Origin of the sequence: Vibrio sp. J2-3(2022) (genome assembly GCF_021725735.1) — a bacterium.
GTDB classification, from domain to species: domain Bacteria; phylum Pseudomonadota; class Gammaproteobacteria; order Enterobacterales; family Vibrionaceae; genus Vibrio; species Vibrio diabolicus.
The window spans coordinates 439723-457971 of sequence record NZ_JAKKCK010000003.1; the positions used below are offsets into that span (position 1 = coordinate 439723).

Here is an 18249-nt window from a genome sequence, read left to right on the forward strand (position 1 = left end):
ATCACCTCACAAACGCTTCAAAACAAAGCTGCCAACCACAACGTTATCGCTACGGTTCAGCTGTCCTTGCTCAACATTAAACTTCTCTGCCAATTTCACACGAGCCTGCTCAAAAGGTTGGAAGTCTGAACTGCGAGCTTGAATTCGCACTTCGCCACGTTGACCATCATATTTAAAGCTGGTGATTTCCAAATCGCTGACCTGACCAAGTGTCGCGGGCAGTGCCGCCAACCAAGACAACATCGCCTGCTGACCGCCACCACCAGATAAGCGGCGCTCTTCATCATCCATTTGTCGTTTGAGATAACTAACGGTAGGAATTCGTCGTTTATTCGGGAACACCTGGCGGAAAATACGCTCACTCTCCTCACGATACGCTTGTGCTTGTGCTTCGTACTTGTGGACGACGAGCAACTGCTGCGCAACCATAACAACGATAAGCACGCCCGCAGCAATGGTGGCTTTTTGCCAGAGCTTCCAGTATTTACCCCAAGAAGATTTAGGCTTGAAGATCCCGGTCAGCAAATTGACTTTGCTTTCTGTCACCCCCTTCGCCAGTAACCCCATGGTCATTTCTTCTGGCTGCGGCTCCCATACTTCAGGTAACGCAGATTCAGGGACTGAGCTATAGCAATCGAGCTTCCAACCTTCATGATTTTGTAGATAAGAAGAGAGGTAAAGGTCTAACCAAGAAGCGTCGACAACCGCACCCTCTGTCGCTGAGTGACGAATCAACCATTGATCACCAAGCATCGCGGCACTGCTATGCTCTCCCTGAACAGGTAACGCAAGCACATCTGGCAAGATGCGTTTGATGGTGATGCCTTGGCTTGAAAAACGCTGCAATACGGTCTGAATCCAAGCGCGTTCAACAGCGCACACTTGCGCTTTATCCGCTTGTTTACCTAACACGGTAAAGTGAAGGCCATCAACGTCCTGCGCGACTTCATCTTCCACGAGGTACGGTAACATCGCGTCGAACTGACGTGTTGCGCCTGGCGGTATATCCACTTGCGTCAAGACCACATCATTACTCGCCAATAGCGCCACAACTTGGCGCTGACCTGCATAAGAGATCAACTCATCTAAGTGTTCCCATCCGGCGATTTCACCGCTGGCAATCACTTCCTGTTGATCTGTCGACCACACCACCCAAGGAATGGTACTTTGTTGTTCGCTACTCAGCCGAACGGTCAGAAACTCGCTCACTGATCCCTCCAAAACGACGGCGAACTACGGTCACCGTCTCTCTATTTGTACTTTGCAAAAGGCTTCGGATACGTACACGTGATTCATCCACCAACACTTGTGCATCCAATTCAAAAAAGGCGCTATCCACACCCAAATAGCCTTTGGCGTTTTTCTTTACATCTTCGCTCAAGCCAGCCATTTCTGACTCTGCTAAAAATTCATCAATGCTATCCCACCCATCAAATGGGCGTTTTTCAATTAGCTGAATCGCATCACTACTGCTTAAGTTTGGTGAGAACATTGCCACCAAAATCGGAGCTTGCTCGACTTCAATCGTATTTACGTTTAAACGCCAATCATCACTAGGCAATGCGCAGATTAGCGGTTCCAATTTTTGGAAAATCTCACCACTCACCTGATAAACCGCTCGTAACTCGGTGGCATCTGCCATCCAGCCATTTGACGCTAAATACGCGGGTTTCATCGCTTCATATGTGCTGTCTTCGACCCCGGTTGTGGAGCGAACGGTGTCATCAGCATCAATGTATTCCCAGGTAGAGTCTGCAATGATTTCTGCCTGATACGATTCAACATCCGATTCTTCCAATAAACGCTGTAGCACGTTGACTAAATACGGTCTTGCGATTTGCTGTCCTGTCGGTTGCACACGGCTCAATACATTGAGGTTAAAGCACGCTTGTTTGTCTCTAATTCGTCCCGCCGCTTGACCATAATCTAGCGGATAGACTTGTTCTTTTATTGCCCACGGCTGACTCATATTGATCGTATCGGTGTCTTTGTAGCTTTGCTCGATACCGACTTTTGCCAACGCCTCTACCCCAAGGCTATACCAATACGCTTGCTGGTAGTTAACTTGATTGGCGCCCCGCTGAAACTGCAAAAACAAACGCTCCGACATACTGGCGGCAACTGTCGCCATAATCGCCAGTAACATCAGCACAATAATCAAAGCGACACCGCGCTGACGATTAACCATTATTGCTGCCTCCTGAACTTCCTTCTTTCTGACTCAATGTGCCATCAGGAGTCAGATAGGTGCGGGCAATCTCTCCATAATCTTTGAGAGTAAGGATCACAGAAACCGCTTTCGGTAGCGATTTTTCATCATCCCACTCTTTTTTCCATTGTTTACCATCGTAAAAACGCATATCAAACGATTCGACCTGCGTCAGCAATGGGGTAACGATGCCTTGTTGACCCACTGGCGTGTCAGGGTAGCGCCACCATACTCGTTGTAATGTTTCTTCTTTTAAACGATAGCCAACCTTAGTGACCTCCCCTCGGGGAAACTGCTGTTGAGGGTTGTGCCATCCTAAGCGAGCAAACATTAGCCCTTTAGTGTCGGAGTCGAGCAAGTAATCTGACCAAAAAATCAGTTGGCTCGCGGGCTCTTCACCATTTGTCCGCGTTTGGCGCATCGCCATTTGACGAAAGTCATTATCCATCATCACCATGGCGCGCTGAATTTCATTTAAGCGCTGAGTTCGCTCTTGTGATAGCGCATTGCTGCGCTGCACTTGCGATACCACTTGATACGCGGCGACACTTAAACTGGCAAAGATGGCAATCGAGACCAACACTTCAATAAGTGTAAAACCTTTTGCCAGTTGGCGCTTACTTGCACGTGGATTCTTATTGCGCCACATAACTTCGTACCGTCACGACTGGGCTCGCGTTTTTCTCGAGCGCGACACTCACATCAAATGCTTTCAGCAATGGCTGCGTGGTGGCAACAGGCGTGATTTTCCAGTACCAAGTGCGCCCAGCCAGCTCTTCTGTGCCGTTCTTTACTTTAAGTTCACTGGTACTCAACATCACGTTGGCCATCTGATTATCCACAACCATGGCTGCAAACATTTTTTCTTCTAAATAACTGATCGTATTAATATGCTGGCTCACCGAGCGAATGACGCTGATGGCAGCGGTGGCGAAAATAGCCAGTGCGACCAATACTTCCAGTAGTGTCATGCCTCTCGTCCGGCGATGACTCCAATGTGGGCGAGCTTGCTTAGAATTGCGCATTCTCATCCTCTTTCACTTCTTCGCCCGGCGCTAGTAACAAGATTTGTCCACTTTCTTTGCCGATGACTCGCCACCCGTCATTAAAGGCGTCACCATTTTGCGGAAAAAAAGACAGAGTAAATGGCGTAACTTCTGCACTGGAGAAGATAAACACTTGCGGTGGCTTAACTTTCTTTTCGTCGTCGTCTTCTTCAGCAAACATGTCTTCATCAAAAAGAGAGCCCGGTTTGAATAGGCGATCATCATTATCCCAAGCACCGCCACCTAGCTCGAGCAGTAGCGTAATGTCATCTTCCAACTTGGTTTTGCTCGGAATCTGCTTTAACTCCAGAGGCTGCCAACCTTCCGCGGTCAAACTCAGTAGAGCGTACGTTGATTTAGCGTCATCCACACGAACGCCAAAGTCTTTACCGCTTAGTACGGCTTCTTCGTTAAGCAGCTGTAAACGCTGAAAAAAGCTTTGAGCATACTGTTTGGAAAGATCTTTTTGGCTGATCGGTAATGTCGTGATCACGGCCACTGCCGTGAGGGATAGCAAAACCAGCACCAATAGAATTTCTATCAATGTAAAACCGTTGTGTTTTCGCATTTGCTTCATTAGTGCTGGCTTAGGCTCTATTTATTGGAAATCTTGCATGTTCCAGTTGCCAATATCTGCAGCTGGACCTTCTCCACCCTCTTGGCCATCTGCGCCTAGAGTGAAGATGTCAATCGTACCGTTATCGCCAGGGCTTAGGTACTGGTACTGGTTACCCCAAGGGTCATTAGGAAGACGTTTGATGTAACCGCCATCACGGTAGTTACGAGGCTCTGGGTTAGAAGGCTTGCTAACTAATGCTTCCAGGCCTTGGTCTGTCGTTGGGTAAACGCTGTTATCCAACTTGTACATATCTAGGGCATTTTCCAGCGCTACGATGTCCGTAATCGCTTTTTGTTGGTCAGCCTTCTCTTTGTTACCCAATAGGTTTGGAACAACGAAACTTGCCAAAATACCAAGGATAACGACAACAACCATCACTTCTAAAAGTGTGAAACCGTGTTGTTTACTACGCTTAAATTTCATTTTTTTCTCCGAAAGTTAGATTCAAGCCATGCCGTAAGTAGACACGTCTTAATTCGAATTTATCCGCTCATCAAGTTATTCATTTCTAGCATTGGCATCAAGGTCGCCATCACAATAAACAACACTAATCCAGCCATTAAGGCAATTAATGCCGGAGTGAATACGCCTAACGCAATATTGACTGTAGATTCAAAGTTTTGATCTTGGTTATCGGCAGCACGCGTCAACATGCTCTCCAATTCACCACTTTGCTCACCACTGGCGATCATGTGTAGCATCATTGGTGGAAACAGACGAGTTTGATCTAACGCCTTACGCAGGCTGGCACCTTCTCGAACGTTATCTGCAGCAAGTAACACTTGCTGCTTCACATAGCGATTAGACATAACATCCACCGCGACACGCATGCCTTCTAGAATTGGAATCGCACTGGAAGTACAAATCGAAAGTGTTCGTGCGAATCGTGCGGTATTCAAACCTCGAGAGATTTTGCCCAATAGCGGTAGACTCAAGATTTTTCTATCCCAAGCTAAGCGAAAGTCTGGTTTTTGCAACGCCAGTTTGAGCCCATAGAAAAACACCACCAGCACGACGAAGATGATAAGCCCCCAATCTTGCACAAACTCACTGGCTGCCAGTAAGAACTGTGTTGACTGAGGTAACTCTTGTCCCATCTGAATGATTGGCTCAATGATTTTGGGTACCACTGTCGCTAATAAGAAAGAAACAATAACAACCGCAAACACCACTAAAACCACCGGGTAAATCATGGCTTGAAGCAGTTTGGAACGCATCTTCTGACGGTTTTCGACGTAGTCCGCCAAACGCTCTAATACCGTATCAAGATGGCCTGACTTTTCACCCGCCGCAACCATGGAGCGATAGAGCTCATCAAACACGTGGGGGTAATCAGCAAAACTGTCGGCGAGCGGATAACCCTCGGTTACTTTCGAGCGAACCGCAGCCAGCATAGAACGAATTCTCGGCTTTTCAGCCTGCTCAGAGACCGCGCGCAAACATTCTTCCAGAGGCATACCTGATTGGACTAACGTGGACAATTGACGTGTGATTAGTGCCAGCTCAGATGTTGAGATGCCGCGCTTAAAGCTGACTGAGCCTGAAGACTTAGCCGATTTAGCTTTCGTCTCAACCACTTCAATCGGGATCATCCCTTGCTCTTTGAGTCGCTGGCGCACTTGTCGGGCGTTGTCCCCTTCTATCGTGCCTTTTTTATGCTTGCCTTTTGCATCTAGCGCTTTGTACTCAAATGCCGCCATTAGGTTTCCTTCGTCACTCGCATCACTTCTTCAAGTGACGTAATACCACGACGTACTTTGCTTAGACCATCACTGCGAATACTTGGCGTATGGGCGCGAACAGCTCTCTCAATTTCTTGCTCACCAGACTCTCGGTGAATCAATTCTTGCACTTGCTCATCGACCATAATGAGCTCGTGGATACCTGTTCGACCTCGGTAGCCTTTTTGGTTACACGCTTCGCAGCCTTTAGCACGGTGTAGCTCTAGTGGTTCATGCGCTTCCATACCAAACAGTTTCTTCTGTTCAGCATCGGCTTCATACGGTTCTTTGCAACTCGGGCAAAGCGTACGAACCAAGCGCTGTGCTAACACACCCAATAACGATGAAGAAATAAGGAATGGTTCAATGCCCATATCGCGTAGACGCGTGATCGCACCAACAGCGGTGTTGGTGTGAAGGGTCGACATTACTAAGTGACCCGTTAAGGACGCTTGCACTGCAATTTGTGCGGTTTCTAAGTCACGGATCTCACCGACCATCACCACATCAGGGTCCTGACGCAGAATAGCACGCAAGCCACGCGCAAAAGTCATGTCGACCTTCGGGTTCACCTGAGTCTGACCGATGCCATCAATGTCAAATTCAATCGGGTCTTCAACCGTTAAGATATTGCGTTCGTTACTGTTGATCTCTTGCAAGCCAGCGTACAAAGTCGTCGACTTACCAGAACCCGTCGGGCCGGTGACCAAGATAATACCGTGAGGACGCTGAATAAGATGACGGAAATTGTCGTGCACGGAAGGCGTCATACCTAAGCTATGCAAATCGAGACGCGTCGCGTTTTTATCCAACAGACGCATAACTACTCGCTCACCATGTGACGACGGCATTGTAGAAACACGCACATCAACCGCACGACCACCAATACGCAGCGAGATACGACCATCTTGAGGTACACGCTTTTCTGCAATATCCAGCTTCGCCATGACCTTCACTCGCGACACTAACAGTGGTGCAAGCTTACGACTTGGAGTGAGCACTTCACGCAATACGCCATCGACACGGAAACGAATCGAAAGGGTTTTCTCGAAAGTTTCGATGTGAATATCCGACGCCCCTTCTTTGATCGCTTCACCCAACATCGCATTGATCAACTTAATGATTGGTGCATCGTCTTCTGACTCTAGCAAGTCTTCATCATGCGGCAGCTCTTCAGCCAATGAGAAAAAGTCGTCGCTATCGGCACCGATGTCTTCCATCAATTGACGCGCTTCAGACGAGTCACGCTGATAGGCTTCGGTCAGCTTTTTATCAAAGGCTTCTTTATCGATAGGCTGCGGTACGAAGCTTTTCTTCAGCACACGACGGACTTCGACCAGAGCCGCTGGGTTGAGCGGCTCGACATAGTAAAGAATGGGCGGACGCTCAGGATGCTCTGTCTCTAGCACCAGTTTAAAGCGATTGGCAAAACTGAATGGCAGACGACGCATACTTGGCGCTGTGTCTAACATATCAACCATTAGTTGTTTTCCATTTGATCAATAAACGCTTGGATCTCGGTTGGGTGCTGACGCTCCTGGCCAAAGGCCGGCATGACAGGGATCTTCTCGTCAGCCATCAACTTCAATCCTTGATCCGCTTTGTAGAGCTGCTCTGCGCGAATAAAGTTGTATTTGCGCTGTGTAATGCCGTCTGCGGTCATACCATCACGAATAATCGTCGGCTTGATGAACACCATCAAGTTACGCTTTTCTGTTTGCGTGCTGGTTGATTTGAACAAATGACCAAGCACTGGGATGTCACCCAGTAGCGGTACTTTTGACTCACTTTCGAGTGCACGTTCATCAACCAAGCCACCAAGAACCAGCATCTGACCATCTTGGATCATGACTGAGGTATTTAACTGACGCTTAGCAAAGCGAACGTCAACCGCACCGTTTGCACCTAATACATTGGACACTTCTTGCTCGATATTTAACTGAACAGAGTCACCTTCGTTAATTTGTGGCACAACCTTAAGCTTGATGCCCACTTCTTTACGATCAACCGTTTGGAATGGATTATCGTTGTTTGAGCCAGCCGTAGAGCCTGTGATAACAGGCACTTCTTCACCAACAATAAATGATGCTTCACCATTATCCATTACGGTGATACTTGGAGAAGATAGAATGTTTGAGTTGGAGTCAGTCGCTACGGCACTGACTAAGGCAGTCCAGTCCCCCATCACGATGCTCATCGCAGCACCGTTAACACCGCTCAGTGCCGATGCAAGAGTAGAATAGTCACCAGATTCAGTAACATCATATGGCGTTCGTTCGCCATTCGCATTTGTGTAGTATTCAGTTCGAGTTTGATCTTTTGCTTCTTCTAGACCAACCATCACCTGACCAATCGGTGCACCAGAGTTACCGTACTGAATCACCGCACCGGTTTCCAGTGAGCCCCACTGAACACCTAAGTTAATGCCGTCACCTTCTGACATTTCAACGATCAGCGCCTCAATCAAGACTTGAGCACGACGAATATCAAGCTGAGCAATAACATCTTGTAGCGCATTCATGATATCTGGTGGAGCCGTTAATACTAAGGCGTTGGTCGCTGCGTGCGCAGCAATCACCACTTCACCACGCTGGGCACCTGACGCTTTCTGGCCGACTTGCTTTTCAGCTTGTAGGTTATCGGAGACACCTTTTAGTACATCCACCAAATCTTCAGCTTTCGCGTTCTTCAGGTAAACCACGCGGTTGTTACCTTTGGTCGCCATTTCAACGTCAAGTTGACGAATCAATCGCTTCAGACGCGCACGTACTTTAGGATCGCCAGAAATCAAAATCGCGTTGGTACGTTCATCGGCAACAATTTTAGGCTCAAGGAACTCAGGCGTGCTCTTCTGATTGGTGCTTTTATTCAGTGCTTCAACAATACGCACCATTTCAGCAGCAGAAGCATTGCGCAGTTCCACCAGCTCAATTTCTTTATCACCCGCTTGGTCAACACGCTTAATGATTTCTGCTAAGCGATTTACGACCGCCGCACGACCTGTGATTAAGATGATGTTCGCTGGATCGTAGTGAACTACGTTACCAGCACCAGCATTATCAATCAGTTGACGAAGTAGAGGAGACAACTCACGAACCGACACATTACGCACCGCAACAACTCGAGTGATAACGCTGTCGCCTTGCGCGCTGCCATCACCTAATACAGGGATTGCTGACGTTTTTGAGTCTTTCGCTTTGATAACCTTAAGTACACCGTTGTCCATTTCTACGACGGCGTAGCCGTATACTTCGAGTACGTTAAGGAAAAAGCTGTAGTATTGCTCTTCGTTAAGCACGTCATAGCTGCGGACATCGATTTTACCGCGCACTGAAGGGTCAACAATGATGGTCTTTTCGAGATTACGACCCACTATGTTGATGAATTCTTGAATATCAGTGCCTTTAAAGCTGGCACTAAATTCGTTTGCTATTGCACCTGGGACGCAGAGTAAACTTCCTGCTAGTAGCCAAGCACTTTTGCTGAACCAATGTTTCACGTATGTCTCCCTGAACTTACGCCGGTTGCCTAAGTCTTACAATTGGATATAGATATCGTACTGTTGGCCGTCGCGCTCAACAGTTAAATTTAATTCTTGCGGATCGCTCATCACTTGCATCAGTTGTACTGAAGAAGACGGGTCGCTTAAATCGATCCCGTTAAGTTGCACCGCAATATCACCAGGTTCTAGACCCACATCATTAAACAGCGCGGCATCACGACCAGGTGACACTCGATAACCAACAATGCCCCCGTCTCTTTTGACGGGTGAAATGGTGATGTATTTGAAAACGCTTTGTGGATCTTTCGCAATTTCCTCTCGGATTTGCTCTAATTTTTCTCCAACGTCAGACGTTGATTCTGCTCGTTGAGATTGGGCTCTGGCTATCTGCGGCGATTCAGATAGCTTCTTATATTCTATACCCTGCATCATTAAGGTCTCGTCTCGACCTTGGTTATCAATGATGACGCGATCCACTAATACGGCTTTTAGTGTCGCACGCGTACCTTCAATTTCTTCACCTAAACCATACGTTGCTTGCTTGCCACGGTTGGCAATGACAGCAAGGCTGGTATTCGCATCACTGCTTGCAACCGCGCCAACCAGTGTAAGGTTAAGGCGCGTCTTAGGAGCGTCTTTAACAACAGGTTGTTCTACAACTGCAGGCTTTTGTTCAGTGAATTTACCGAATAGGTTGGCATTCTGAAGGGCATTAAAATCTATCGCGTCGCCTTTATTGCTCGCAACAACGCTGCTCGTCGATGGACGCCATTGCGGCACTTCCGACGATTGAGGTATGGCTAACCATACAATTTTGCCAAGTATCCATCCGGTTATCGCAATAAACAGACAGGTGAGCAACAAGCTAAGTTTGGCTTGAATTGTATAATTATTGGACTTGATCTGAGCCAGTAGCGGTCTGCTTGATAATCCTGCACTTAGCTCTAAACGTTTCACTGAATGGATTCCTTTATTCTAACGTTCGTCATGTAAGCTATAACAATAGCTATCGACTTTAAATTGCTAAATTTGCAATAAAATTATTACTCAACAAAGAGCAGTGAACTATATCACAAGTTGTCTTTCATACCTTTTTCTTATGCAGTTTTTGCCAACTCCCTTGAAAAAAATACGCCTTGACTCCATCTGTAGGTGAATAATCCATCACTCATTGCCATATTCGGGCAGTGATTAGATAGCGTAGTGTTCTATGAGTTCCCTAAATGAAGCCGTTAGGCTAGATAAATGGCTATGGGCCGCAAGATTTTATAAAACCCGCTCTATCGCTCGTAACATGGTCGATGGTGGTAAAGTCCACTATAATGGCCAACGAAGCAAACCGAGTAAAATCGTTGAAGTGGGCGCCGAAGTAAGACTTCGTCAAGGCAACGAAGAAAAAACGGTGATCATCGAAAAAATTTCTGATCAACGCCGAGGCGCTCCCATCGCACAGACCTTGTATCGCGAAACTAATGAAAGTATAGCGAAACGTGAGGAACACGCGACTCAACGTAAGCTTAATGCCCACAACCCAAGTCCAGAACGCCGCCCAGATAAAAAGCAGCGCAGAGACATCATTAAGTTCAAACACCAATAAAAGCCGGAATTACCAACGAGGAAAGCACTCCATGGCAAATAATGTTTTAAACCGCTACCTATTCGAAGATCTTTCAGTGCGTGGCGAGTTGGTACAATTGGATGAAGCGTACCAACGTGTTATCTCCAGCAAGGAATATCCGGCAGCAATAGAGAAACTGCTGGGTGAGCTACTCGTTTCAACCACTCTTTTAACTGCCACTCTTAAGTTCGAAGGCTCAATCACCATTCAGCTACAAGGCGACGGCCCTGTATCTCTTGCCGTTATCAACGGTGACCACAAGCAACGCGTTCGTGGCGTGGCTCGCTGGGAAGGCGATATTGCCGATGATGCAAGCCTCCACGATCTCATGGGTAAAGGTTACCTCGTTATCACTATCGAACCGAAAAACGGTGAGCGTTACCAAGGTGTTGTTGGATTAGAAGGTGATACTCTAGCCGACGTACTAGAAGGCTACTTCGCAAACTCAGAGCAGCTAAAAACGCGCCTATGGATCCGCACGGGCGAGCATGAAGGTAAAGCCCACGCAGCAGGTATGTTGATTCAAGTAATCCCTGATGGCACTGGTTCACCAGATGATTTCGAGCATCTAGAGCAACTGACTGACACGGTAAAAGATGAAGAGCTATTTGGTCTAGAAGCTAACGAACTACTATACCGCCTATATAACCAAGACAAAGTGCGCCTTTACGAACCGCAACCTGTCGAATTCCATTGTGGCTGTTCTCGTGATCGTAGTGGTGCCGCTATCATCACCGTTGAGAAAGCTGAAATTTATGACATTTTGGCTGAAGTAGGATCCGTTTCTTTACATTGTGATTACTGTGGCACGACCTATACGTTCGACGAAGCGGAAGTCACCGAGCTGTATGCACAAGCTTCTGCGGACAAGAAAACCCTGCATTAATTTACATAGCTTATCAAGCACGTAATTTACCCTACAAAATGCCAGCTTAATGCTGGCATTTTTGTGATCAACTCCTCGTAATGCCTCGCTTCAAGCGTAATAAAACAACTGCTTAATTTTAAACAATTAATAATGATTTTGCCCTAGCGCAAAGGATTGCGTGCACGATAAACTATTCCCACCAATATGTGACGGGTTACCTAAAACCTTATTGAAATCATGGATAAATTTTGAGCTATCTCCCTGTTTTCTCCCCGCCCCGTTGCTAGCATGGTGAGCAGATTAAAATTAAAACATTCTTACAAAATCCCTACAAAAATCCTTATAAGGAGCACCTATGACCGTTATGGAACATACTAAGGCTGCAACACTTGATCTAACCAAGCACGGACTGCATAACGTTAAAGAGGTTATTCGCAACCCTAGCTACGAAATGTTGTTTGAGGAAGAAACGCGTGAAGACCTAACAGGTTATGAGCGTGGCGTGGTTACTGAACTAGGTGCGGTTGCCGTTGACACTGGCATCTTTACTGGTCGCTCACCAAAAGATAAATACATCGTCAAAGACGCTACGACAGAAGAGCATATGTGGTGGACGTCTGATCAAGTAAAAAATGACAACAAACCAATCACTCCAGAAGTCTGGGACGAGCTGAAAGAACTGGTCACAAACCAGCTTTCTAACAAGCGCTTGTTTGTTGTTGACGGTTACTGTGGTGCAAACCCAGATACGCGTTTGAGCATTCGTGTTATCACGGAAGTCGCATGGCAAGCGCACTTCGTTAAAAACATGTTTATCCGTCCAACAGAAGAAGAATTGACAACATTTGAACCAGACTTCGTGGTAATGAATGGCGCAAAATGCACTAACCCAAAATGGGAAGAGCAAGGTCTGAACTCAGAAAACTTCACCGTATTTAACCTAACCGAGCGCATGCAACTTATCGGTGGTACTTGGTACGGCGGTGAGATGAAGAAAGGCATGTTCGCAATGATGAACTACTTCCTTCCATTAAAAGACATCGCATCAATGCACTGTAGCGCTAACATGGGCAAAGACGGCGACGTAGCGGTATTCTTTGGTCTCTCTGGTACCGGTAAAACCACACTATCAACTGACCCTAAACGTGCGCTAATTGGTGATGATGAGCACGGTTGGGATGATGACGGCGTCTTCAACTTCGAAGGTGGTTGTTACGCGAAAACCATCAAGCTATCGAAAGAAGCGGAGCCAGACATCTACAACGCAATTCGCCGTGATGCACTGCTAGAAAACGTAACGGTACGTAGCGATGGTTCTATCGACTTTGATGATGGTTCGAAAACAGAAAACACTCGTGTTTCTTACCCTATCTACCATATCGACAACATCGTTAAGCCAGTATCAAAAAGCGGTCACGCGAATAAAGTGATCTTCCTATCAGCGGACGCATTTGGTGTGCTACCTCCAGTGTCTAAATTGACACCTGAGCAAACTAAGTACCACTTCCTATCTGGCTTTACTGCAAAACTGGCAGGAACAGAGCGTGGTATTACTGAGCCAACGCCAACCTTCTCTGCATGTTTTGGCGCAGCGTTCCTAACGCTTCACCCAACTAAATACGCAGAAGTACTGGTTAAACGTATGGAAGCAGCAGGCGCTGAGGCTTACCTAGTGAACACAGGTTGGAACGGCACTGGCAAACGTATCTCGATTCAAGATACGCGCGGAATTATTGATGCGATCCTTGATGGTTCGATTGAAGATGCACCAACTAAGCACATTCCTATCTTCAACCTTGAAGTACCAACTTCACTACCAGGTGTGGATCCAAGCATTCTAGACCCTCGTGACACGTACGTTGATCCACTTCAGTGGGAAAGCAAAGCGAAAGACTTGGCTGAACGCTTTATCAATAACTTTGATAAATACACGGACAATGCGGAAGGTAAATCTCTGGTTGCCGCTGGCCCTCAGATTGATTAAGTCGAGTAACAACGACGTCGCGTAAACCACAGTGGTAAGTGGGCAGCCACTTATCACTTTACGTAGACCAAGTTACAAAAAACCGCTTCAAGCCCCTCTTTTGAGGGGCTTTTTATTGAATACCGCAGAATATTGATACAAGCTAAAGCCTATCTAGTTTTATTTAATAGCAAACGTAGGTTCTAGCAGGGATGAAAACAGCGCGTCGAGTTCTAATTCTGTTACTGGTTATCTTAGTTGCCATTCCGGCCACTATGATTGCGCTGTTAACAACATCTTACGCCGATGCAACTTGGCGTCTGCTATCAAACAGCATTTCCTTGCCCTTTCAAGCAGAAAGCGTGCGTTACGATTTTCCCTACCACCTAACTTTACAGGGTGTGAACACAAACGTAGACGACGCTTCTTATATCGAGCAAGTCGATTTATGGATGAATCCCGATGTTTATCGCGATGGTAAATGGATCGTTGATAGCTTATTGATTGATGGACTTAATTTGCAGTATGGCGCGCCAAAGCTCAAGCCTTTAGATAACGTTTTGTTCCATCAAATCGCGCTCAAACATATTGATTACGCCGACGAGCAGTTTTCTGGTAATGGCATTGACCTTCAAATTCAATCACCACAGTGGAATGGCCAGTTAATACCATATGGCGAGGTTCAACTTGCAGCCGACCAGATCTATTGGAATGGCGAAGCCTTTAATCAGGTCTTGGTCGACATGGACTACAAACCGCAAGACAGTACGCTCTATGGCACTTCATTTAACTGGCGTAACAGTCAAATTTCAGGGCAAGGCGAGCAGTATCCACAAGGCTGGTCTTTAGTGAATGTGACCATCAATAAGTTGCAACTCAATCATATCCAGCTCCAATCACTGCTTGCTAAGCCTTGGCAAGCAATACCATTCAAGATTAATCACATTAATAGCTTAGACTTACTGAACGCCGATATTGAATGGGGCGATTGGCACTGGCAAAACTTAGAGCTCTCCGTAGAAAACGCCACACTGCCACTATCTCTCTGGGAGACAACGGCTCAAGTTTCATTGCAGGCGGATAGCGTCCGATTCCAACAGCAAACCGCAATAGAGCCGCGTTTAAGTGCTGCTATAGAGCCTGGAAAAATCCAGCTCAACGATCTCAGCTTAGATTGGCAGCAAGGTCGTGTGCAGGTCTCTGGGGTGTTCACTCCAACGCAATGGCAACTCGAAGAAGCCTCCATTCAAGGCCTCAAGTGGGCAATACAACCTGAAGATAACCAAAACTGGTGGCACGCAGCCATCAGTAAGTTAGATCATGTAACAATCCAACGACTCGACATCGAGCGCAGCCAGATCATTCAGCTATCTCACGAACCTTATTGGCAGTTCTCCGGTTTAAACATCGAAGGGCAGCAGCTTGATCTTAAACAGGTCAATCAACGTTGGGGCCTTTGGCATGGCGATCTGGACGCTAGCGTTGTAAACGCCAGTTATAACCAAGTGCTCACGTCTCATGCTGCACTTGCCATGCAAAGTGAGAATGGCTTTTGGAAACTGACACGCCTTTTTGCACCACTCGAGCAAGGCTACGTAGAAGGCATCGGACAGATAAACCTAAGTACTCCGAGCCAGCCTTGGGCACTCAACCTCAATGCCGATGGCATTCCCTTATCACTCTTCCACGATTATTTACCCAACACACTGGCCATTGATGGTTTTTCCGATCTCAGCCTCGATCTACAAGGGTTATCAGGTGATCGCAACATGTTGGCCTACAGCTTATCGGGTGAAGTGGAAGCCAACCTACGAGATACCCGTTTAAAGTCCCAAGCGAATCATTCTCTCAAAGCCATTACCTTAAGTCCGCTGCGTTTAACCGCACAACGAGGGGAAGTCGCCATAGAACCAGTCACCATTTCAGGGAAAGCTATGAGTGGTAGGGTTTGGGGCGAGTTTGATATGGCCAACAACCCGCTAAGTGGCATTATTTATCAATGGAAAGAGTCGTGCGGGAGCGTTGAGGGCGATCTACTCAGTGGCGAAATCCATCATAATGAGTGTTTAAAAGCACCAGCACCAAAAGAACCGGCTGATGTTGAAAGCACTCCACAAACAAGTGAATCAGCCATGGAGCTGCCAACTGCGATTGATAACCTCAATGTGGAGATTCAAGAGGAAGAATTTTCCGAAGAAATTGTCGAAGAAGACGAAGCATCTGTCACTGATCCCACCACAGAGGAACAAATCCTCCCACCGACAGAGCGAGAAAACGAAACAGATAAGCGCCCTACAGATCAGTAAGGCGCCCTCTCAATTAACAGCTGAGTAATTGCGAATAGTTCGGTATCAGCATATAGGTACCAACAAAATCTACGGCTGGCGTGTCGCCACTATAAATCACCACGTGAATGACGATGCGTGCTTTACGCCCTGACTCCAATCGATCTAGGTCACCACTGATCCCATCCAACGAAGTACTTGCCACGGGGTTTTGTTCGACTGGTTGACGATAACGAATCGAGCTGTCGGCCAACACAATATCACCATGCAAACCGCGCTCTTTAAGCAGCAGCCACGTCATACCCCACCCCGTCAAGGTAGCTAAAGTAAAAGCCGACCCCGCAAACATGGTGTTATGCGGATTAAGGTTTGGATTAAGTTGCGCGCAGCATTCAAACTGGTAACCCGTGTACTGGTTAATTTTTATCCCCATTTTGTCGCTAATTGGGATCTGTTGCTCCCAGCGCTGCTGAAGTTCAGTGCACCATTCTGGGCGACGCAACACATTCGCCATCGGATCCAATGGTTTCACCATTTGCTGGTGACGCACAGGACCGCGCTCGTCGGTCAGTTCACCGCGACGCTCAAAGCCATTTTTCTCGTAAAATGCGATGGCATCTTCACGGGCATTACACACCAAGCGCTTCGCCCCTTCTTGGCGTGCTAACGACTCTAGCGCGACCAAAACCAGCGAGCCCATACCTTTACTGCGGCGATTATTTTTAACCGCCATATAGCGGATTTGGCCATCATTATCCGGCGTAATGTATAAACGACCGATCGCCATAGGACGACCTCGGCCATCAACAATCATACGGTGATGGCTCATTTCATCGTATTCATCGCGTTCAGAGCCAATTGGCATACGCCATGGCTCACGAAGCAGTTGCCAGCGAAACTGATAATACTTGTTTATCTGATTATCGGTTTTGGGAGTAATGAGTTTGAACATATCAATCCTTTGAAAGCACAACACTAATAAATGTCGGGAAAATCACTCCAAGCCAATTCCATGAGCTTGGAGTTAAAGCTTAGACCATGGCGCTTGTGTTACCAGACTAGACCTGCAACCAAAACGTCACCGGACCGTCATTCACTAAGGACACTTTCATATCGGCAGCGAAGCGGCCACGCTGTGTGGGTAAAACTTGTTCACACAAATCAGAAAAGTAATCATACAAGCGCTCAGCATCAGCAGGATGCGCACCGCGAGAAAAGCCAGCACGAGTGCCTTTTTTTGTATCCGCAGGTAACGTAAATTGAGAAACTACCAGCACTTTGCCTTCTACCTGTTTGACATTCAGGTTCATCTTACCTTCATCATCTTCGAACACGCGGTAGGTCGTAACACGCTCCATCAAGCGTTTTGCTTTGGCCTCATCGTCGTCTTTCTCTACTCCTAATAAGACCAGCAGACCACGATCAATTTCCCCTACGACTTCACCATCCACACGGACGGCAGCTTCACTGACTCGTTGAATTAGCGCTATCACTACTCTCGCTTCCTTCATCTGTTAACTGAGATTCAGCGGTCGAGTGTATCATGTCTAAATCTTCACTCCAGTGCTCTCGCTCACCAAGCGCAGCTGTGACTTCCGCACCCAATAACACGATCATCCAGCATAAATACACCCAAACAAACAAGATAGGAATCGCGGCTAACGCTCCGTAAATGAGCTGATAAGATGGGAACTGCGTGATGTAGAGTGCAAAGCCCTTTTTACTTAATTCGAACAGTATCGCAGCGACTGCTGCCCCCATCGCGCCATGAGCCAGGTGCACTTTTTTATTCGGCACCAGAATATATAAGCCAAGGAAAGCGAAAAAAGACAACAACAGCGGTAACCAACGTAAAAACAGATTGAACGCACCAGATAATGTCTCGTTCTCTAAAATTTGCAGTGATGTTACGTAGGACGTCGCCGCGATACTCGCACCGACCATGATCGGCCCTAACGTGAGTACCATCCAATACATAGAGAATGAAAAGACTAAACGGCGCTTGTCTTTAACTCGCCAAATGTAGTTTAAGTTCTTATCAATGTTCGAAATCAGCATGACTGCAGCAATGAATAAAAACCCACCGCCAACCGCGCTCATTTTGCCCGTATTCGCCACAAATTCCTGCAATGCCGTATGTACAGCTTCCCCAGATGCCGGAACAAAATTCTCAATAATGTAGCCTTGCAACACCTCACCGACGTTCGCAAAAACGGGAAATTTCGACAATATTGATAACAATACCGTCAGCATTGGCACAATGGATAACAAGGTAATGTAGGCAAGATAGCCCGCGTTCACATTGACGCGATCATGCGTTAATCGCTTAAGAAGATACTTAAAAAACGCGACGCAACTTGGCAGTAGATTGATTAATCTTGCCTTGTAACTCTCTGATAACTGGTTCATAGTTCATCC

17 protein-coding genes are annotated in these 18249 nt (G+C 46.9%); 4 read left to right on the forward strand and 13 right to left on the reverse strand.

The genetic code is table 11. The features are described from left to right. Nucleotides 1-6: 6 nt before the first annotated feature. From gspL to gspC, 10 genes are read right to left on the reverse strand one after another with little or no spacing between them, the layout of a single operon-like run. Nucleotides 7-1209 carry a type II secretion system protein GspL gene (gene gspL, locus L3V27_RS14500; RefSeq protein WP_005394975.1) on the reverse strand — a complete coding sequence of 401 codons (1203 nt, stop codon included), beginning with the start codon at nucleotides 1207-1209 and terminating at the stop codon, nucleotides 7-9. Then, nucleotides 1178-2188: a type II secretion system minor pseudopilin GspK gene (gene gspK, locus L3V27_RS14505; RefSeq protein WP_006741791.1), complete on the reverse strand. Its 1011-nt coding sequence runs from the start codon at nucleotides 2186-2188 to the stop codon at nucleotides 1178-1180. The genes gspL and gspK overlap by 32 nt, the downstream gene beginning before the upstream one ends. Then, nucleotides 2181-2858: a type II secretion system minor pseudopilin GspJ gene (gspJ, locus tag L3V27_RS14510; protein WP_006741790.1), complete on the reverse strand. Its 678-nt coding sequence runs from the start codon at nucleotides 2856-2858 to the stop codon at nucleotides 2181-2183. The genes gspK and gspJ overlap by 8 nt, the downstream gene beginning before the upstream one ends. Further along, a complete protein-coding gene (gene gspI / locus L3V27_RS14515; RefSeq protein WP_162860657.1) occupies nucleotides 2845-3234 on the reverse strand; it encodes a type II secretion system minor pseudopilin GspI in 390 nt (129 codons plus the stop codon). Before gspI ends, gspJ begins: the two co-directional genes overlap by 14 nt. Then, nucleotides 3221-3823: a GspH/FimT family pseudopilin gene (locus L3V27_RS14520; RefSeq protein WP_237312149.1), complete on the reverse strand. Its 603-nt coding sequence runs from the start codon at nucleotides 3821-3823 to the stop codon at nucleotides 3221-3223. Before L3V27_RS14520 ends, gspI begins: the two co-directional genes overlap by 14 nt. Before the next feature lie 30 nt (nucleotides 3824-3853). Then, on the reverse strand, nucleotides 3854-4297 hold the full coding sequence (gene gspG, locus L3V27_RS14525) for a type II secretion system major pseudopilin GspG (RefSeq protein WP_005394985.1): 444 nt from the start codon (nucleotides 4295-4297) through the stop codon (nucleotides 3854-3856). Nucleotides 4298-4356: 59 nt separating this feature from the next. After that, nucleotides 4357-5574, reverse strand: a complete 1218-nt coding sequence (gene gspF, locus L3V27_RS14530) for a type II secretion system inner membrane protein GspF (RefSeq protein ID WP_005394987.1) — start codon at nucleotides 5572-5574, stop codon at nucleotides 4357-4359. Then, nucleotides 5574-7076 (reverse strand): type II secretion system ATPase GspE, encoded by a 1503-nt coding sequence (gspE, locus tag L3V27_RS14535; protein WP_005394994.1) that lies wholly within the window; start codon nucleotides 7074-7076, stop codon nucleotides 5574-5576. The genes gspF and gspE overlap by 1 nt, the downstream gene beginning before the upstream one ends. Then, on the reverse strand, nucleotides 7076-9094 hold the full coding sequence (gene gspD, locus L3V27_RS14540) for a type II secretion system secretin GspD (protein ID WP_005394995.1): 2019 nt from the start codon (nucleotides 9092-9094) through the stop codon (nucleotides 7076-7078). Before gspD ends, gspE begins: the two co-directional genes overlap by 1 nt. A 36-nt stretch (nucleotides 9095-9130) precedes the next feature. Next, nucleotides 9131-10054 (reverse strand): type II secretion system protein GspC, encoded by a 924-nt coding sequence (gene gspC, locus L3V27_RS14545; RefSeq protein ID WP_048624610.1) that lies wholly within the window; start codon nucleotides 10052-10054, stop codon nucleotides 9131-9133. A gap of 253 nt (nucleotides 10055-10307) precedes the next feature. Between gspC and hslR the strand changes: the two genes are divergently transcribed. The 4 genes from hslR (at nucleotide 10308) to L3V27_RS14565 (ending at nucleotide 15852) form a co-directional block, all read left to right on the forward strand. Further along, entirely contained in the window at nucleotides 10308-10694 is a 387-nt protein-coding gene (hslR, locus tag L3V27_RS14550) for a ribosome-associated heat shock protein Hsp15 (protein ID WP_031780440.1), read from the forward strand. A gap of 31 nt (nucleotides 10695-10725) precedes the next feature. Then, nucleotides 10726-11601, forward strand: a complete 876-nt coding sequence (gene hslO / locus L3V27_RS14555; RefSeq protein WP_046874147.1) for an Hsp33 family molecular chaperone HslO — start codon at nucleotides 10726-10728, stop codon at nucleotides 11599-11601. A 337-nt stretch (nucleotides 11602-11938) separates the two neighbouring features. Next, the gene (pckA, locus tag L3V27_RS14560; RefSeq protein WP_237312151.1) at nucleotides 11939-13567 is read left to right on the forward strand and encodes a phosphoenolpyruvate carboxykinase (ATP); all 1629 of its coding nucleotides are present in this window, start codon (nucleotides 11939-11941) and stop codon (nucleotides 13565-13567) included. Nucleotides 13568-13758: 191 nt separating this feature from the next. After that, complete coding sequence (locus L3V27_RS14565; protein WP_237312153.1) at nucleotides 13759-15852, forward strand: AsmA family protein; 2094 nt, start codon at nucleotides 13759-13761, stop codon at nucleotides 15850-15852. A 13-nt stretch (nucleotides 15853-15865) separates the two neighbouring features. On the opposite strand, the gene L3V27_RS14570 is transcribed toward L3V27_RS14565, so the two are convergent. The 3 genes from L3V27_RS14570 to L3V27_RS14580 form a co-directional block, all read right to left on the reverse strand. Beyond that, the gene (locus L3V27_RS14570; protein ID WP_005395003.1) at nucleotides 15866-16783 is read right to left on the reverse strand and encodes a bifunctional GNAT family N-acetyltransferase/hotdog fold thioesterase; all 918 of its coding nucleotides are present in this window, start codon (nucleotides 16781-16783) and stop codon (nucleotides 15866-15868) included. 106 nt (nucleotides 16784-16889) lie between these two features. After that, nucleotides 16890-17324: a D-aminoacyl-tRNA deacylase gene (gene dtd, locus L3V27_RS14575; protein WP_012841223.1), complete on the reverse strand. Its 435-nt coding sequence runs from the start codon at nucleotides 17322-17324 to the stop codon at nucleotides 16890-16892. Then, nucleotides 17296-18240, reverse strand: coding sequence for a virulence factor BrkB family protein (locus L3V27_RS14580; RefSeq protein ID WP_005379281.1), 945 nt, complete (start codon nucleotides 18238-18240; stop codon nucleotides 17296-17298). Before L3V27_RS14580 ends, dtd begins: the two co-directional genes overlap by 29 nt. Between the last annotated feature and the right edge of the window lie 9 nt (nucleotides 18241-18249).

Coding starts and splice junctions, on each gene's coding strand:
- gspK (WP_006741791.1), bottom strand. CDS start 2,188: ATGGTTAATCGTCAGCGCGGTGTCGCTTTGATTATTGTGCTGATGTTA.
- gspJ (WP_006741790.1), bottom strand. CDS start 2,858: ATGTGGCGCAATAAGAATCCACGTGCAAGTAAGCGCCAACTGGCAAAA.
- gspI (WP_162860657.1), bottom strand. CDS start 3,234: ATGCGCAATTCTAAGCAAGCTCGCCCACATTGGAGTCATCGCCGGACG.
- L3V27_RS14520 (WP_237312149.1), bottom strand. CDS start 3,823: ATGCGAAAACACAACGGTTTTACATTGATAGAAATTCTATTGGTGCTG.
- gspG (WP_005394985.1), bottom strand. CDS start 4,297: ATGAAATTTAAGCGTAGTAAACAACACGGTTTCACACTTTTAGAAGTG.
- gspF (WP_005394987.1), bottom strand. CDS start 5,574: ATGGCGGCATTTGAGTACAAAGCGCTAGATGCAAAAGGCAAGCATAAA.
- gspE (WP_005394994.1), bottom strand. CDS start 7,076: ATGGTTGATATGTTAGACACAGCGCCAAGTATGCGTCGTCTGCCATTC.
- hslR (WP_031780440.1), top strand. CDS start 10,308: ATGAGTTCCCTAAATGAAGCCGTTAGGCTAGATAAATGGCTATGGGCC.
- hslO (WP_046874147.1), top strand. CDS start 10,726: ATGGCAAATAATGTTTTAAACCGCTACCTATTCGAAGATCTTTCAGTG.
- pckA (WP_237312151.1), top strand. CDS start 11,939: ATGACCGTTATGGAACATACTAAGGCTGCAACACTTGATCTAACCAAG.
- L3V27_RS14565 (WP_237312153.1), top strand. CDS start 13,759: ATGAAAACAGCGCGTCGAGTTCTAATTCTGTTACTGGTTATCTTAGTT.
- L3V27_RS14570 (WP_005395003.1), bottom strand. CDS start 16,783: ATGTTCAAACTCATTACTCCCAAAACCGATAATCAGATAAACAAGTAT.
- L3V27_RS14580 (WP_005379281.1), bottom strand. CDS start 18,240: ATGAACCAGTTATCAGAGAGTTACAAGGCAAGATTAATCAATCTACTG.